Annotated in this window: 19 protein-coding genes; 12 read left to right on the top strand and 7 right to left on the bottom strand. The window is 35.2% G+C overall.

Annotated elements, in window-relative coordinates; translation table 11 throughout:
* The first annotated feature begins 28 nt into the window (after positions 1-28).
* The 6 genes from menA (at position 29) to BD809_RS12610 (ending at position 6,236) form a co-directional block, all read left to right on the top strand.
* On the top strand, positions 29-982 hold the full coding sequence (gene menA / locus BD809_RS12635; protein ID WP_148783344.1) for a 1,4-dihydroxy-2-naphthoate octaprenyltransferase: 954 nt from the start codon (positions 29-31) through the stop codon (positions 980-982).
* A gap of 26 nt (positions 983-1,008) precedes the next feature.
* Positions 1,009-1,689 carry a metal-dependent hydrolase gene (locus tag BD809_RS12630; RefSeq protein ID WP_148783343.1) on the top strand — a complete coding sequence of 227 codons (681 nt, stop codon included), beginning with the start codon at positions 1,009-1,011 and terminating at the stop codon, positions 1,687-1,689.
* Positions 1,690-2,733 (top strand): o-succinylbenzoate synthase, encoded by a 1,044-nt coding sequence (locus BD809_RS12625; RefSeq protein WP_148783342.1) that lies wholly within the window; start codon positions 1,690-1,692, stop codon positions 2,731-2,733. It begins immediately after the preceding gene.
* Between the two features lie 3 nt (positions 2,734-2,736).
* Complete coding sequence (locus BD809_RS12620) at positions 2,737-3,687, top strand: CPBP family intramembrane glutamic endopeptidase (RefSeq protein ID WP_148783341.1); 951 nt, start codon at positions 2,737-2,739, stop codon at positions 3,685-3,687.
* Positions 3,688-3,742: 55 nt separating this feature from the next.
* Positions 3,743-4,843, top strand: a complete 1,101-nt coding sequence (locus tag BD809_RS12615; protein WP_148783340.1) for an AMP-binding protein — start codon at positions 3,743-3,745, stop codon at positions 4,841-4,843.
* Positions 4,844-4,919: 76 nt separating this feature from the next.
* Complete coding sequence (locus BD809_RS12610; RefSeq protein ID WP_148783339.1) at positions 4,920-6,236, top strand: M24 family metallopeptidase; 1,317 nt, start codon at positions 4,920-4,922, stop codon at positions 6,234-6,236.
* A 7-nt stretch (positions 6,237-6,243) separates the two neighbouring features.
* On the opposite strand, the gene BD809_RS12605 is transcribed toward BD809_RS12610, so the two are convergent.
* Positions 6,244-7,872, bottom strand: coding sequence for an acyl-CoA carboxylase subunit beta (locus BD809_RS12605; protein ID WP_148783338.1), 1,629 nt, complete (start codon positions 7,870-7,872; stop codon positions 6,244-6,246).
* A gap of 316 nt (positions 7,873-8,188) precedes the next feature.
* Here BD809_RS12605 and BD809_RS12600 point away from each other — a divergent pair, with 316 nt between their 5' ends.
* The 4 genes from BD809_RS12600 (at position 8,189) to BD809_RS12585 (ending at position 11,516) form a co-directional block, all read left to right on the top strand.
* Entirely contained in the window at positions 8,189-8,371 is a 183-nt protein-coding gene (locus BD809_RS12600; RefSeq protein ID WP_101449145.1) for a CAL67264 family membrane protein, read from the top strand.
* 112 nt (positions 8,372-8,483) lie between these two features.
* Complete coding sequence (gene ettA / locus BD809_RS12595; protein WP_148783337.1) at positions 8,484-10,175, top strand: energy-dependent translational throttle protein EttA; 1,692 nt, start codon at positions 8,484-8,486, stop codon at positions 10,173-10,175.
* A 1-nt stretch (position 10,176) separates the two neighbouring features.
* Positions 10,177-10,869: an HAD family hydrolase gene (locus tag BD809_RS12590; RefSeq protein WP_148783336.1), complete on the top strand. Its 693-nt coding sequence runs from the start codon at positions 10,177-10,179 to the stop codon at positions 10,867-10,869.
* A complete protein-coding gene (locus BD809_RS12585; protein ID WP_148783335.1) occupies positions 10,866-11,516 on the top strand; it encodes a chloramphenicol acetyltransferase in 651 nt (216 codons plus the stop codon). Before BD809_RS12590 ends, BD809_RS12585 begins: the two co-directional genes overlap by 4 nt.
* Before the next feature lie 653 nt (positions 11,517-12,169).
* Here BD809_RS12585 and BD809_RS12580 read toward each other — a convergent pair.
* The 4 genes from BD809_RS12580 to BD809_RS12565 form a co-directional block, all read right to left on the bottom strand.
* Entirely contained in the window at positions 12,170-13,249 is a 1,080-nt protein-coding gene (locus tag BD809_RS12580; protein WP_148783334.1) for an endonuclease/exonuclease/phosphatase family protein, read from the bottom strand.
* Between the two features lie 30 nt (positions 13,250-13,279).
* On the bottom strand, positions 13,280-13,729 hold the full coding sequence (locus BD809_RS12575; protein WP_148783333.1) for a DUF2147 domain-containing protein: 450 nt from the start codon (positions 13,727-13,729) through the stop codon (positions 13,280-13,282).
* Positions 13,730-13,899: 170 nt separating this feature from the next.
* Complete coding sequence (locus BD809_RS12570) at positions 13,900-14,196, bottom strand: hypothetical protein (RefSeq protein ID WP_148783332.1); 297 nt, start codon at positions 14,194-14,196, stop codon at positions 13,900-13,902.
* A 97-nt stretch (positions 14,197-14,293) separates the two neighbouring features.
* Positions 14,294-14,491 (bottom strand): hypothetical protein, encoded by a 198-nt coding sequence (locus BD809_RS12565; RefSeq protein WP_148783331.1) that lies wholly within the window; start codon positions 14,489-14,491, stop codon positions 14,294-14,296.
* 115 nt (positions 14,492-14,606) lie between these two features.
* Between BD809_RS12565 and BD809_RS12560 the strand changes: the two genes are divergently transcribed.
* Positions 14,607-14,960, top strand: a complete 354-nt coding sequence (locus BD809_RS12560) for a hypothetical protein (RefSeq protein WP_148783330.1) — start codon at positions 14,607-14,609, stop codon at positions 14,958-14,960.
* 56 nt (positions 14,961-15,016) lie between these two features.
* On the opposite strand, the gene BD809_RS12555 is transcribed toward BD809_RS12560, so the two are convergent.
* Positions 15,017-15,907 carry a DUF4412 domain-containing protein gene (locus BD809_RS12555; RefSeq protein ID WP_148783329.1) on the bottom strand — a complete coding sequence of 297 codons (891 nt, stop codon included), beginning with the start codon at positions 15,905-15,907 and terminating at the stop codon, positions 15,017-15,019.
* Positions 15,908-16,144: 237 nt separating this feature from the next.
* On the opposite strand from BD809_RS12555, the gene BD809_RS12550 reads away from it, so the two are divergent.
* On the top strand, positions 16,145-16,513 hold the full coding sequence (locus BD809_RS12550; RefSeq protein WP_148783328.1) for a DoxX family protein: 369 nt from the start codon (positions 16,145-16,147) through the stop codon (positions 16,511-16,513).
* Here the strand turns inward: BD809_RS12550 and BD809_RS12545 are convergent.
* Positions 16,510-16,875 (bottom strand): hypothetical protein, encoded by a 366-nt coding sequence (locus BD809_RS12545; protein ID WP_148783327.1) that lies wholly within the window; start codon positions 16,873-16,875, stop codon positions 16,510-16,512. The genes BD809_RS12550 and BD809_RS12545 overlap by 4 nt on opposite strands.
* Between the last annotated feature and the right edge of the window lie 228 nt (positions 16,876-17,103).

Below are 17,103 nucleotides of genomic sequence, written 5' to 3'. Positions count from 1 at the left end.
ACTGTTACTTTGACCTCAAATTTATAGGATGATTAAATTAAAAGCTTGGATCTCTGCAGCAAGATTACGCACCTTACCATTGTCTATTTCAGGAATTTTGGTAGGAGCCTCCCTGTTTAACGAAAGATATTTGAGAGCAATTGGAGAAACATCTTTATATAGTGAAATCACATATTCTTCATTTTATACCAGTGAAATTTTTTGGTTAGCTATTGCAACCACCTTAGGATTACAGATTCTATCAAATTTTGCGAATGATTATGGAGATGGAGTAAAAGGAACGGATAATGAAGACAGGGTGGGACCCATGCGTGCTGTGCAGAGCGGAATCTTATCTCATCGTGAGATGAAAAGAGGAGTCATTTTTACTTCTATTGTAACGCTTGTTGTAGCGATACTACTTATTTATACTGCTTTTGGAAAAGATAATTTTGGGTATTCTGTGTTTTTCTTTTTCCTCGGATTGTTTGCAATAGCAGCGGCTATAAAGTACACTGTCGGAAATTCCGCTTATGGATATAGAGGTTTTGGAGATGTTTTTGTTTTTATCTTTTTTGGATTAGTGAGCGTCATCGGTACGTTCTTTTTGTTTGCCAAAAGCATACAATTTTATCTAATATTTCCTGCCATTGCCATAGGCTTGTTAAGCACAGCAGTACTTAATTTAAACAATATGCGAGATTATTCGGGTGATAAGAAAGCAGGCAAAAATACGCTCGTGGTGAAGTTAGGTCTTGCAAAAGCCAAAAGCTATCATTATATACTTATCGTTGGTGCTATGATCAGTCTCTCTTTACATTATGTTTTGACTAGCACCGTTAGTGTTAACGCATTGTTTTTTATAGCTTTCATTCCGTTGATTTTGCATCTTAGAAAGGTTTATAAAACAGAAAGTTCAGTATTACTTGACCCTGAATTGAAAAAAGTGGCTTTAACAACATTTTTGCTAGCGATACTATTTTGTTTTGGTCAAATTTTATAATTTTCAATTCTTAAATTATTTCACACATGAAAATTACTTTTTACGGTCAAAATAGTCTACTACTGGAAATTGATGATTGTCACGTTTTAGTAGATCCCTTCATTTCGGAAAATCCCTTATCTAAAGATAGGATAGATATCAACACGATTAAAGCTGATTATATCCTATTAACCCATGCGCATCAGGACCATATATTGGATGCAGAAGCAATTGCAAAAAATAATGATGCAGTCATTGTATCCAATTATGAAATCGCTATGCATTACCAGGAAAAAGGATTCGAAGTTCATCCTATGAATCACGGGGGAGTTTGGGATTTCGAATTTGGTAAGGTAAAATATGTGAATGCTATTCATACCAGTAGTTTTCCTGACGGAAGTTATGGTGGACAACCAGGAGGTTTTGTGATCCAAGGAGAACATAAGAATATTTATATTGCCGGAGATACAGCACTAACAATGGATATGAAGCTTATTCCTTTATTCACTCGATTGGATCTGGCCATTTTACCCATCGGCGATAATTTTACCATGGGCGTGGATGATGCCATACTAGCTAGCGACTTTGTAGAATGCGACAAAGTATTAGGGGTGCACTATGATACTTTTGGGTATATAGAAATTGATCATGATGAAGCCAAACGAAAGTTTTTTGAGAAAGATAAAGACTTAATGTTGTTGGATATCGGCGAAAGTATCACGGTGTAAATGGTAGCAACTTACAAAAAATACATGCTCAACTTTAAGCGACCCAGCGGAACCTCACGCGGTATTTTAAAAACTAAAGAAACCTGGTTTCTACTACTTAATGATGGTACAAAGACAGGTGTTGGCGAATGCGGAATTTTGAGAACCTTGAGTGTCGAAGACCGACCGGATTATGAAGATACACTAAAGTGGGTTTGTGCTAATATTTCGTTAGGCAAGGATAAGCTTTGGGCAGCGTTGAAGGAGTTTCCGAGTATTCAATTTGGTGTAGAAATAGCTTTTAAATCACTGGAAAGTGAGCACCCCTTTACACTTTTCCCTTCGATGTTTACAAGAGGTAAGGACGCTATTCCGATTAACGGCTTGATATGGATGGGGGAAAAATCCTTTATGAAAGCACAGATTAAAGAAAAACTAGATCAAGGATTTAACTGCATTAAGCTAAAAATAGGTGCGATTGATTTTGATAAAGAGTTAGAACTTTTGAACTATATAAGAACCCAATATGCCTCAGACACTATAGAGATTCGTGTGGATGCTAACGGAGCTTTTGATCCAACTGATGCACTGGATCGGCTTGAGCGATTGTCGCAATATGATTTGCATAGTATCGAACAACCAATTAAAGCAGGTCAGATTGATGATATGCATGAACTTTGTAAAAAGACTTCGCTGCCTATAGCTCTGGACGAGGAGCTAATTGGTATATTCGAGTTGAGCGATAAGAAAGAACTTTTAGATCAGATACAACCACAATATATCATACTAAAACCAAGTTTGATAGGTGGATTTAAAGGTACTCAGGAATGGATAGATCTAGCAGAGGAAAGACATATTGATTGGTGGATAACAAGTGCTTTGGAGAGTAATGTTGGTCTCAACGCAATCGCACAGTACACCTATACATTACAAAGTAATCTTCCGCAGGGGTTGGGTACGGGAGCCTTATACACTAATAACTTTCAATCTCCATTACACGTAGAAAACGGAAAACTATATTATCGCGCTCCTTTTGAGTGGGACGTACCATATTTAAAGAAATAACAGATGTTTATACAACAAGCCTTCAGAGGGAAAAATGAAATTTGGCGATATATTATAGGATTAGTACTGATATTTTTTGGATGGCAGATCCTAGGCTTAATACCTTTAGTGATTGTAGCTTTTACAGCGGCCGGAGACACAATGGCATTTATTGAAGCTGCAGAAAGTTCGTTTATGTCACTTGATATCGATAGCAATCTGTTTTTAATACTTATGATTTTTAGCTTTGCTATCGGTTTAGCAGCTATTTTTTTAAGCATAAAAGCTATTCATCATAAAAAAATTATTGATGTAACTACCACACGATCATCCATTGATTGGGGTAGAATACGTTTTGCATTCTTATTAGTAGCGATAACCAACGTTGTCTTTTTTGGTATTAGTTATGCTATTGAACCTGAAATTTTTGTTTGGAATTTCAACTTGGTACCTTTTCTCATATTACTGGTTATTTCTTTTCTATTGTTACCGCTTCAAACAAGTTTTGAAGAATATTTATTCAGAGGCTATTTGATGCAATGGTTTGGGATCTTGGCTAGAAACAGATGGGTGCCCTTAGTGTTGACCTCTATAATATTTGGACTTTTGCACGGTGCTAATCCCGAAGTGGCTAAACTCGGAAATATCATGATGGTCTTTTATATAGGTACAGGTTTACTTCTTGGTGTGATAACCCTTATGGATGAAGGAATGGAACTTGCCTTAGGATTTCATGCAGCAAACAATATTATGGCAGCTGTAATGGTAACCACAAATTGGAGTGTTTTTCAGACGGATGCAATTTTTCTGGATATTTCAGAGCCTTCAGGAGGAATAGATATCGTACTTCCAATACTTATAATCTATCCTATTTATCTTTTTATTTTTTCCAAAAAATATCATTGGAGTCATTGGAAAGAGCGTTTAATGGGTAAAATTAAAATTCCGACGTCAAAAGAAATAACAGAGATTTAGATAATTTTTCATAATTTAATAACATGCTAGTCATTATTTAAATTGAAATTTGTATATGTATGAACCACAACCCATATTAAGATTTCCTATTCACAAGGCTTTTGAATTGAACAAACAAAAGCTAGACAGCGATGGGTTAATAGAAATCGCTTATTCATTTATAAAAGAAGGGGAACCTTACGAACAGGATATAGGTCATTTCTTGTTAGAGTGGTTAGACTCAAAATCTTTTATTGAAGTAAAGACATCCGGCTCCACTGGAAAACCAAAAACAATTAAAGTTCTAAAAGAACATATGGTTAACAGTGCTAAAGCTACAGGTGAATTTTTTAAACTTGATAGTGAGACAACTGTATTACTATGCTTATCGGCGACCTATATTGCCGGTAAAATGATGTTGGTAAGAGCGATGGTATTAGGGTGGAAGCTGGATTGTGTACCTCCTAAGAGTAATCCGTTGGATACGGTTTATAAGCAATATGATTTTTGCGCAATGGTACCTTTGCAATTGGATAATTCTATTAACAGACTTCACCTCATTAAAAAACTTATCGTAGGGGGTGGCGTTATTTCAGAAAATCTCAAATCCTTAGTTCAGGCAAGTAAAACTAAGATATTTGAAACCTACGGAATGACTGAGACGGTTTCACATATCGCTGCACGCAGGGTGAATGCTAAAAAACGCGAACGAAAAAAGAATATTTATTTTAAAACCTTACCTAATATTTCGATAGCGACTGATGAGCGTAATTGTTTAGTTATTAATGCTCCTTTATTACATGATAAACAACTTATCACTAACGATGTAGTGGAGCTCAAATCGTATAAAAAATTTGACTGGAAGGGACGCTATGATAATGTTATTAATAGCGGTGGTGTCAAGTTGTTTCCAGAAGCAATTGAAGCCAAATTACAACTTCTTATTACCCATCGTTTTTTTGTTTCCAGTTTGCCTGATGCGGTTCTTGGGGAACAACTTATTTTAATCATCGAATCAGCACCTTCAGAAACACTAGTAAGCTCAATAAAAGAGGGGATAGCGAACATTTCTACCTTATCTCGCTACGAGGTACCGAAGCAAATTTTTTGCATTCCGCAATTTGTTGAGACAGACACAGGTAAAATTCAACGAGCCAAGACAGTAGCGTTACTCTAAGGTAGTTGCTGATATCGATTTCGTATATCTCGTATATAATTACTATATTCTGCTCACTAATCAAATCCACTTTAAGATGAAGTATTTATTTCTAATGATCTACTTAATCAGTTTTTCTGGTTTATCCCAAGTTATTAGTGAGCGTGATCGAGCAAGTCTCAAGGATAGAATTTTAGAAAAACGTTTAGACAGCCTGTTGCCGGTTTTGATGGATGAAACCGAGATAGACATGTGGGTACTTATCGCCAGAGAATATAATGAAGATCCTGTTTTAAAAACCATGCTTCCATCTACCTGGCTAAATGCCAGAAGAAGAACGATTATAGTATTTTATCGCGACAGCGCGAAAAATACTTTCTCAAAACAAGCCATAGCACGATATGATATTGGTAACCTAATCGATGCCGCGTGGAACAAAGAAGAACAACCAAATCAATGGCTAGCATTGACTGCTTTGATCAAAGAAAAAAAACCAAAAATAATTGGAGTCAATATGTCTGATTATTTTAACATCGCCGATGGGTTGGTTAAAACAGATTATGATTTACTAGTTAAGAACTTACCCGAAGCTTATAAAAACAAAATTACCTCTGCCGAAAAATTAGCGGTTCGTTGGATTGAAACTCGTATCCCTGAAGAAATGGAAATATATAAGGAGCTGGTAAGTATCACACATACTATCATAGCAGAAGCTTTTAGTACGAATGTTATCAAACCGGGAGAAACAACAACCGATGATGTCGTATGGTGGTTACGACAAAAAGTTACTGATATGGGATTAGAAACCTGGTTTCATCCTACCGTTGACATTCAGCGAAAGGATGCTGTCTTGCTTTCAGAGAAAGAAGCTTTTTCGAGCCGTCAGGATAAAGATATTATTCAGCCCGGAGATTTGATACACTGTGATTTCGGAATTACCTATTTGGGACTTAATACCGATTGTCAACAACATGCCTATGTACTCAAGAATCATGAAAACGAAGTTCCGGACTACCTTAAAACAATGTTTACAAATGGAAACAAAGTACAAGATCATTTAACTAATAATTTCAAGACAAATCAGACTGGTAACGAAATACTTTTAAAATCATTAAATAACTCAAAATCAGACGGTTTAAGACCATCTATTTACACCCATCCTTTAGGTGTTTATGGGCATTCGGCAGGACCTGCAATTGGTATGTGGGATGCACAAAATGGTGTAAATGGTACAGGTGATTATCCCTTATATCCTAATACAGTGTATGCAATTGAATTAAATACAACGGTGAACGTTCCAGAATGGAACAAAGATATTAGGATTATGCTTGAAGAAGCTGGCTTTTGGGGAGAAGATGGTTTTCGCTATGTCAATGGCAGACAAACAGAGCTGATCTCAATTCCCAAACGCTAGCTTCTGATTAAACTTGAATTACTCCTAAATTAAAAGGCTTTTCAATAGGAGCGTGGTCAGCCGCTTCGATCCCCATACTAATCCATTTACGTGTATCAAGGGGATCTATAATCCCATCAGTCCAAATGCGTGCCGCGGCATAATAGGGAGAAGTCTGTTTATCGTAGCGTGCTTTTATTTTGTCAAACATTGCTTTTTCATCTTCTGCAGTAATAGTTTCTCCTTTATTTTTTAAAGAAGCAGTTTCAATTTGTAGCAATACTTTAGCAGCTTGAGCACCACCCATCACAGCAAGTTCTGCACTTGGCCAAGCACATATTAATCGTGGATCATATGCTTTACCACACATAGCATAATTACCTGCGCCATAAGAGTTTCCGATAACCACAGTAAATTTTGGTACCACACTATTACTTACCGCGTTTACCATCTTTGCACCATCTTTAATAATGCCGCCATGTTCACTTTTGCTACCGACCATAAAGCCTGTTACATCCTGTAAGAATACTAGTGGAATTTTCTTTTGATTACAATTAGCAATGAAACGAGTGGCCTTATCGGCGGAGTCTGAATAAATCACACCACCAAACTGCATTTCACCTTTTTTGGTTTTTACAATTTTACGTTGATTAGCAACAATACCAACTGCCCAACCATCAATTCTGGCATAACCGGTAATGATAGTTTGTCCGTAACCGGCTTTGTATTCTTCGAAATCCGAATCATCAACTAATCTCGTTATGATCTCCATCATATCATAAGGTTCATTACGAGCTTTTGGTAGTATGCCGTAAATATCTTCCTGATTTTCCTTAGGTAAAAGCGATTTAGCACGATTAAAACCAGCTTTATCGTAATCTCCGATTTTTGACATAATATTCTTTATGGTATCCAAAGCAGCTTTGTCATCCTTGGATTTATAATCGGTAACCCCAGAAATTTCGCAATGTGTGGTAGCTCCACCCAAGGTTTCGTTATCTATGGTTTCTCCAATAGCAGCTTTAACCAAATAGCTTCCTGCCAGAAAGATACTTCCTGTTTTGTCTACGATAAGCGCTTCGTCACTCATAATTGGTAGATAAGCACCTCCGGCTACACAACTCCCCATAACAGCAGAAATTTGTGTAATACCCATGCTGCTCATTACAGCATTGTTGCGAAATATTCTTCCAAAATGTTCCTTGTCAGGAAAAATTTCATCTTGCATAGGTAGATATACTCCGGCGCTGTCAACCAGATAAATAATTGGAAGTTTATTTTCTATAGCTATTTCCTGAGCTCTCAAATTTTTTTTTCCTGTAATAGGAAACCAGGCTCCGGCTTTCACAGTGGCGTCATTTGCAACAACTATGCATTGTTTACCGCTTACGTAACCAATTTTAACCACAACACCCCCTGATGGACATCCTCCATGCTCTTCATACATCTCATCCCCGGCAAACGCAGCAATCTCAATGGCATCTGTATTTTTGTCCAAAAGATATGAAATGCGTTCACGAGCGGACATTTTACCCTTGCTATGTAGCTTTTCGATACGTTTCTCGCCACCACCTAGCTTAACTTGCGCTAATTTTCTTTTTAAATCAGAAAGGAGTAATTTATTGTGATCTTCGTTTTTATTAAATTTTATGTCCATAATGTGCAAAATGTTTGCACGAAAATACAAAAAAGCACGATTTTGAAAACGATTTCTTACAGAATTACTGGTTATTTTACGATTTATTTAATTCTTATTCTGAGATTCACCGGATTCAAGTTTGCAGTTTTGGTACTAAAGTGTCTAAAGCTTTTAAAAAAGGTGTTGTTTAAGAAGCTAATCTTCAATTGATAAGGTTTAAAACCGTATCAAGAACTCTATAAAACACTGTGTTTTGACGATAAAATGTCGATATTTGTAATTTATGCGCTATAAGTGTAAAGCGTATGTTATTTTATCGAAAAATTTACTATTTATGGGAATGAATAAAAATACTGTTTTGGCTTGGGCCACTTTTATTATGATACTTGTTGGTTTAGCTTTAATTGCTTTAGGTGCATTTAGATATCGTGATGTTTCCGGATATGGTTTTGCCGCTGTGGGTGTTGGTTTTTTTGCTATTGCATGGGTTTTTAATGCTTTGAAAGGAAGAGTTTAATACATATTTGAGTCGCTATATTATAAAAAGAGTAGCATATACCTTAATTTTACAACAAAATAATACCATGCACCTGTGTGGTATCTTTTAATTATTTAAAAAACACAAATCAATGTCAGACGATAAGAAGGTTATCTTTTCTATGTCTGGAGTTACAAAGACTTATAAGAGCGCTAATACTCCAGTACTTAAGAATATTCATTTAAGTTTTTTCTACGGAGCAAAAATTGGTATCCTTGGACTTAATGGTTCGGGTAAGTCCACTTTATTAAAAATTATTGCCGGAATAGATAAAAATTTTCAAGGAGATGTGGTTTTTTCACCGGGATATTCTGTCGGATACTTAGAGCAAGAACCTCAATTAGACCCTGAAAAAACAGTCTTAGAGATTGTGAAAGAGGGTGCAGCTGAAACGGTAGCAGTGCTAGATGAGTACAATAAAATCAATGATATGTTCGGTTTGCCGGAGGTTTATGAGGATGCAGATAAAATGCAGGAACTCATGGATAAGCAAGCTAAATTACAGGATCAAATTGATGCCAGTAATGCCTGGGAGTTAGATACAAAACTGGAAATTGCGATGGATGCGCTGCGTACGCCGGAACCGGATAAGAAAATAGCGGTCTTGTCTGGAGGTGAAAAGCGTCGTGTAGCGTTGTGTAGATTATTATTGCAGGAACCGGAAGTGTTGTTATTAGATGAGCCAACAAACCACTTGGATGCAGAATCTGTACATTGGTTAGAGCATCATTTACAACAATATAAAGGGACGGTGATCGCAGTAACGCATGATCGTTACTTTTTGGATAATGTAGCCGGTTGGATTCTTGAGTTGGATAGAGGAGAAGGGATTCCCTGGAAAGGAAATTATTCTTCATGGTTGGATCAAAAATCTAAAAGACTTGCGCAAGAACAGAAGCAAGCCAGTAAAAGACAAAAGACATTAGAACGCGAGTTGGAGTGGGCTCGTATGGCTCCTAAAGGACGTCAGGCCAAACAAAAAGCGCGTCTTAGTAATTACGATAAGTTATTGAGTCAGGATCAAAAGCAAGTTGACGAAAAATTAGAAATTTACATTCCAAATGGTCCAAGATTAGGAACTAATGTAATTGAAGCGAAAGGAGTAAGCAAAGCTTTTGGGAATAAATTACTTTACGAAGACCTTAATTTTAATCTTCCGCAAGCAGGAATAGTGGGTGTAATTGGTCCGAATGGTGCCGGTAAAACAACTATCTTTAAGATGATAATGGGTGAGGAACAACCTGATAAAGGGGAGTTCAATGTAGGAGAGACTGCAAAAATTGCGTATGTTGATCAAAGTCACTCTAATATCGATTCGGATAAAACCATTTGGCAAAACTTCAGCGATGAGCAAGAGTTGATTATGATGGGTGGTCGTCAGGTAAATTCCAGAGCGTATCTAAGTAGATTTAATTTTAGTGGAAGCGAACAAAATAAAAAAGTTTCAACCTTATCAGGTGGAGAGCGTAACCGTTTACATTTGGCGATGACGCTCAAAGAAGAAGGAAACGTTTTGCTATTGGATGAGCCTACCAATGACTTGGATGTGAATACACTTCGAGCACTGGAAGAGGGCTTGGAGAATTTTGCAGGATGTGCTGTAGTAATTTCGCATGATAGATGGTTCCTGGATAGAATTTGTACCCATATTTTGGCGTTTGAAGGCGATTCACAAGTGTATTTCTTTGAAGGAAGCTTCTCTGACTATGAGGAAAACAAGAAAAAACGTTTGGGTGGAGATTTAATGCCAAAACGAATCAAATACAAAAAATTGGTACGATAATATGCCTTTTAGAGAAATTAAAGTCATCGCATTTGATGCTGATGACACCTTATGGGTCAATGAGCCTTTATTTAGAAAAGCAGAAGATGAGTTTTGTGAACTTTTGCAAGCGTACTTACCAAAAGACGAAGCCAATAAGCTGCTGTTTGAAGTGGAGATGAAAAACCTACCGCTTTATGGATATGGTATCAAACCTTTTACACTTTCTTTGATAGAGGCTGCTATTGAGATTTCCAATAACAATACGCCCATAGCGCTCATCCAAAAACTTATTGCTAAAGGGAAGGAAATGCTGGACGAGCCCGTAGAATTGATTGATGGGATTGAAGACACTCTAAAGCAATTAAACGGGGATTATAAGCTTGTAATGGCTACAAAAGGTGATTTACTTGATCAAGAGCGAAAACTTATTAAATCCGGATTAGAATCGTATTTCCATCATATCGAGATTGTCTCTGATAAGACAGAAAAACAGTATACTAAATTGGTAAAACATCTTGATATAGCTCCTAATGAGTTTTTAATGATTGGTAACTCTTTGAAATCAGATGTTTTGCCTGTGCTTAATATTGGAGCGCATGCGATTCATATACCATTTCACACCACCTGGATTCATGAAATGGTTGAAGAAGAGGTTAAGCATCCTAATTTTAGAAGTTTAAGCAAGGCAACCGAATTGTTTCAGTACTTATGAAGCGAACACGTTTACATATTGAACAATGGAATAGAAAAGAACATTATCAGTTCTTTTCTTCGTTTGATGAACCTTTTTTTGGTATTGTAACTGAAGTGGATTTTACTAAAGGATATCATATAGCCAAAGAAATGAACACTTCTCATTTCCTTTATTATTTGTATTGCTCTTTAAAGGCAGCTAATACCATAGACGAATTTAGATACCGCCTAGAGGATGATGCTGTCTATGTATATGATCAGATTCATGCTTCTCCAACGATAGGAAGAGAAGATCATTCCTTTGGTTTTTCTTTTGTGCCATTCCATGATGATTTTGAGGTTTTCGAAGCTACAGCAAAAAAAGAAATAGCCTTGGTACAGGATAGTGAAGGGTTGAGATTTAATGAGGATGCTAAGCGATTGGATACAATTCACTATTCGTCGATACCATGGTATACATTTTCAGGATTGACTCATGCACGCAATTACTCACATACAGACAGTGTCCCTAAAATTTCATTTGGAAAATATAAAAAAGATGGGGATCGCGTACTGCTACCGGTAGCAATTTATGTACATCATGGATTAATGGATGGTTATCACATCGGACTGTATTTGGAGAAATTTCAATTGCTTTTAGATAAATATAAATATACTGGTATATAGGTATTTATAAAAACAAGTTAAAGTAAAACTTTAATTTTATACACAATAGTATATGGATAAATAAGCAGCTATTTTGCCTATAATAGCTGCTTTTTTTAGAAATTTCAGAAGTAATAGCACTGCACTCTATTTATTCTTCTAACATACTACAAAGGAAGTTTTCTGTGTTCGCCGATAACCGTACGACCACGATCTGTAAAAAGTTTTGAAGTATTTTGATAGCACTCTATGGATTCTGATCCTTTAGTTTTGATTCTTAAGAAACGAGGAAAGGCATCAGTTTTTTGAATTCATTTTTATGCTTTTTCTTCTATAAATTCTTCAAATATGTTCAGGATGTGTAAAGCATAGAAAAGAATGGGCTCTGTGATTCTATAAAATTTTTCACGGTGTTGTTATTAAAATTTCGAATAGATACAAAATGTAAGTAGACATCAGACGCTAGCTAATTTATATGAAAATTTCTTTACCTATTTTGAATATAAGTACAGGCATAAATATCATTAATAGTGATAAGAGAATAAGTTAGTGTCTAGCTATGCTTTATTGCTTTTCTGTGTCCTTTTATATTTGATATACAAATAATTTACATCCATTGTAACAGGAATATTAACTTTACAAAGGTTGACAATAGTCCAAAAGTGCTATTTCAGTTAGTCATGTAGTTCTTCCTGTGTCTGTTCTTCTTCCTTAAGAATTTCGGTAAAAGCTTGTTTCAACTCCTCTTTGGTGGCGGGTGGTAATTTTTGTTCTTTTGCTATAGCCGGTTCGAAACTAATGGTAGTAAAAAAAGGAAAATGATCAGAGCCTATATGATTTCCCATAGCAACTTTTTTAGCTCTAAAAGCGACATCGGTAAATATATGATCCAACGGCCATCTCATAATATAACTGTTAGCATTATACGTATTAAAAAGTCCGCGTCCTTTTCTCATATCCAGTAATCCACTAACACGTTGAAATAATTTAGTGGTTTCTGACCATGCTACATCATTAAAATCACCCAATACAATGACAGGATATTTTGAGTTACGCGCCAATCGCGCTGTCTTCATCATTTCCGCATCGCGATCGACAGAGGATGGGTTATGTTGTGGCACCGGAGGTGCCGGATGTATTGCATATATCTGTATGGTATCTTTGGATGGTAAGACAATTTTGGTGTCAATGGAAGGTATGGTGTCTTCAATCAAGTAACGAACTTGAGGTTCAACCAATTTAAATTTAGAATAGAGGATCATACCATAGGTATTTTCTAAGGGTACCTCTATTTTATAAGGATAATCAATATCCAGCTTTTTGTTTAGTTGATTTTTCCAGAAAGTATTGGTTTCGGTAAGGACCACTAGGTCTGCCTTAAATTGTTCTATATCTTGTACCACCTTGGATGTCTCTGTGTTATCCTGAAGTACGTTTGCTGCATAAATATTGATTAGGTTGCTATCATCTACGGTATCTAACACTTCGTAGGAAGCAAATGCGGTATAGGGGTATACTTTAACTGCCTGAAAAAAGAAACAGGCAAAAAGAACACTAACAAATACATAATCTACAATTTTTCTTATATCAAATGCAAGAAAATAGGTGAGTGCTGCAATTAATGTGAGAAAAGTTAATTGTAGGTGAGGAAAATCAAAGGATCGAACCCACCAAACATCTACAGCCACAAAAGGAAATATGGTCAGAATAATAGCAATAACACCAAATCCTCGTAAAAAATGTTTCAATTTCATAAAGCGTAAACTGTGGTTGAATTAGTTAAGTTATTTCTTTTTAGCAAAAACATGTTCTGTATCTACTCTGATGGCTTCAAAAGTTTTGAACAGAAAACCTTTGTAAGCACGAATATAACATATATTCATATCTTCCGGATAGATCCATAGCTTAACAGCGTAACTATGTCCGCTATCCGCGTTATAAATAGTTCCACCCGATAAAACTCCTTCATCATATCTTAGGTTTTCAAGAATATCAATTCCGATTAATTGCCTGTTTCTTAAACCGATATCAGGGTTTTTGTTATCCAAACCGTTTAGGTTGGAAATTGGGTTTACAGCTCTTTTAAGGATTTTTCCGCTAAAAACATCTCCATTTTGATAAATATGAATTATTGATCCACCTTCTATTTGCCAGTTTCCTAAGTAGGAATCACGACTTACGGATGAAGAAGAGCAGAATAGGAGCAAAAAGTATAGTGTAATTTTATAAATCATATTTATCTTACCAATAAAGAAGGAAAGGTAGTTAAATTAATTTATATTGTTTTTTTGAGGTTAAATTTCTTTATATATTCTCTGTAATAAGACTCGCATTTTCTATAGTTTATAAATGACAAAAGGACCCATATGGTCCTTTTCATTAGTTGTATGTGAAAATTTCTATTTTATCTTGCTGAATCATCTCTTTCAAGATTATTTTTAGTCTCACCACCCTGACTATGTAGCTTATTTTCTTCATCATTAAGACCCCGTGGTCCATTTCCTTTTTTAGCTTCTTTGCGACCTGGTACATCCAAATCTTTTCCGGAAAAATCTACGGCGTCTTTGCGATGCAATAAATCCATATCGTCACCACCATCTTTACGAATACCTGCATTCTGCTGCTCTAAAATATCCTTGTCATGCTTCGTGATTTCTGGATTGTACGGCAAATCTTTGGTTTTTTCTGTCTCCTTTTTCATATAAATATCTTTTTTCTTAAAGATAAATCACTTAACCGAATTACTAGTGGAGATTAACGTGAACTAAACAAAGATTAACTATAATTAAGATAGTGTACTAATCAATAATATCTCTAATGTCCACACCCATGTAGTCTGCAATTTTTTGGATTCTAGCAAAATCCTTGGCCAAATCCTTTTGTTTAACCACATAATCGCCTGCTTGCGGACTCACCCCAAGAGTTTTAGAAATCCCATATACGGTTTTGGTGCCTTTACTTTTTTTTAAAAGCCGCTTTAACTTCTTATTAATCATATTACAAAGATAAATAATTAAAAATACTATTCAAATAAATTTTTATTAAAAAAATACTTGAATAATCAAATAAAACTTGTATATTCGTTTTGAACAAATCATAAATCTTACAACCATGAAACTCTTACTAACTATTAGTATTTCATTTTTTTTAATCACAAGTAGTTTTGCGAATTCTTTTGAATCAACTTTAAATGAGAAAAAGAAAAAAATAGAAAAAAGCGAAGCAAAAGTGAGTAGTAAAGAATCCAATAATTTTCACACTGTTAAGCGATGGAAAATTACTATTACGTATACCAATGGTGATATTCTTGTAAAAAGTATTTCTGTCAAAGGGAACTCTAAAGTGAGTGCGATGGAAACAGCTTTTTCAGAAGCTGAAAATTATCTTGAACGTCTTGATAATGTTGAAGGGTATAGTGTAGCTCCTCTTGCTAACAATGAATTTTTCCTGTTGGCAGAGAAGTAGCATAATTACATATCGTATATGTTTAGCGGAAGTTATAACGACTTCCGCTTTTTTATTTAAAATAATTCAATTACTTTAAAATTCTGCATTGCAATTTTTGTGGTGACTTGTTTCACATCTTTAACGAGCATTTTGGTAATTTGCTCATCATTTTTGTTGAGTAGAGTCATTTCCATCATATAACCGATTTTTTCATGAGTCAACCTATCCAATGTCGCATTATTTTTAAGTAGTTTATTTAGTCCACTTAGGTAGTCATTGTAGTTAAATGTCACTTCTGGAGCAAACCAAGCTAACATTTTTGAGTCCTCTTCGCTGATAACATATTCGAAACAGAAATAACCATTGATCATTTTTTCTTTCCCAGTTTTAGTAATAACGAATCTATCATCCCTGTTTTCTTGTTTTTTAGATTTTATCAGGACATTTTCCATCCAGGATAGCGATTGTATTTGTGCTGTATTTTGTTTTGTATCCAGAAGAATGAGTGCCTTATTATCAAAATCTGTTATCATAGCCGTATTAGTTTCTTCGAAGTCGTTCAAAACTTCCATCTTCCCATAGTATTGAGTGAATAGCATTGGTTTACTTTTCTTCTTTTTTAAATCTGAAATCTCAAAGATGGCTTTTGTCGTAAATAAATAGGTATTCTTGATAGTCGGTTTTTCTGCATTGATGATATTGTTTAATATGATTTGTTGGCCGGATTTGCTGGTGTGCTCATTTATTGAGTCACCATTTCCTGCTATAGATTTATTTTTCTTCTTGTTCTCATAATTGTACAGGCTATCAATGGCTTGGTTAATGCTATGTTCTGCTTTTTCTTCCGTCTTCTGCTCGAGAGTTCCTTTAACTTTTTTGACTAACCTTTTTAAAATCTGAGCTTCTCCGTTAGATGTTCCAATAATCAAAAAGAAGATAACTGTAATAAATATGGACCTTTTCATTATTCTAGTTTTTGTGGTATACATTTCTAATGCTAATTAAAAACAATAAATGTTGCTGAACCAGGGGTGAAAAACTGTAAATCAACCGGAAAAAACTCCTTTAACACTATATGAATTTTCCTAATTTGCTTAGTTCTTCAATGAAAACACAAGTAATTTTAACGGACTCTTAGGATCTGTAATATCAAATTCTTCAAATTATATGACTAATTTGCATGCAACTAAATAGCTAATATCATGGAATATGTTCTTCTAGCAATGAAACTTATAGTATCATTGAGTATTTTAAATGTTTGGCTTATTCAGTATAATAAGCCAACGCGATGGAGAGGAGGAAATGCCAAAACGATTGTACAAGAATTTCATGTATATGGTCTGCCTACGTGGTTCTGTTATCTGATAGGCATGTTGAAAATAGGATTAGCCATTCTGCTATTATTATCTATATGGTACCCCGAACTCGCGCAACCCTCCGCTTTAGGGTTATCGGTTTTACTTATTGGGTCTATAATCATGCATTTAAAAATTAAAGATCCGTTATATAAATCATTGCCGGCCTTTGTTTTTTTAAGTTTAAGTCTAATAATCGCATTTTACCCTTTTTAAACATTCACCACTTCAGCCAACTCAAAGTATTTATAACATAGATAAATATTTAAGATACAAAAGAATAAGGCAGGGGTAGATTGTGCAAACGTATCTTTTATTTTTAGTCTTACTCCGAAGCCAAGTAACATTAACAATGATAGACCTCCTGCAGCGATTGATGCTAACAAAGGAAAATTGTAATACCATGAAATCCCTAACACCAATCCTCCAAATATCTGAAGAATTCCTGTAACCACTCGGTAGGGTGCCAAACCGAATCTAATAAATTCCAACTTCATGGTAGCTGTAGCAATACAAGTAATTCCATAGAAAATAAAAGCTATTGAACTAAAAATTGTTAAGCTATTTAGAATCATCATTATATAGTCAGTCTGTAAATTGTATTTTGTTCTTACAACGAATATACCTTAAACCTTAGGGAAACTTAGTACGACTACTCAAATGATTGGCTTATCTAAGCTATAAATTTTCTTAAAAAGGGGTTTTCCTTGTTTTTTCCCATAATTACCCCTCAATAAACAGGTGTTATAACACACTAAATACCGTTAATAAACTATTGATATTCAAATTGTTAATTTATAAGTTGG

This window comes from Aquimarina intermedia, from assembly GCF_008124785.1.
Classification (GTDB): domain Bacteria; phylum Bacteroidota; class Bacteroidia; order Flavobacteriales; family Flavobacteriaceae; genus Aquimarina; species Aquimarina intermedia.
This window is presented reverse-complemented; position numbering and strand designations above follow the sequence as displayed.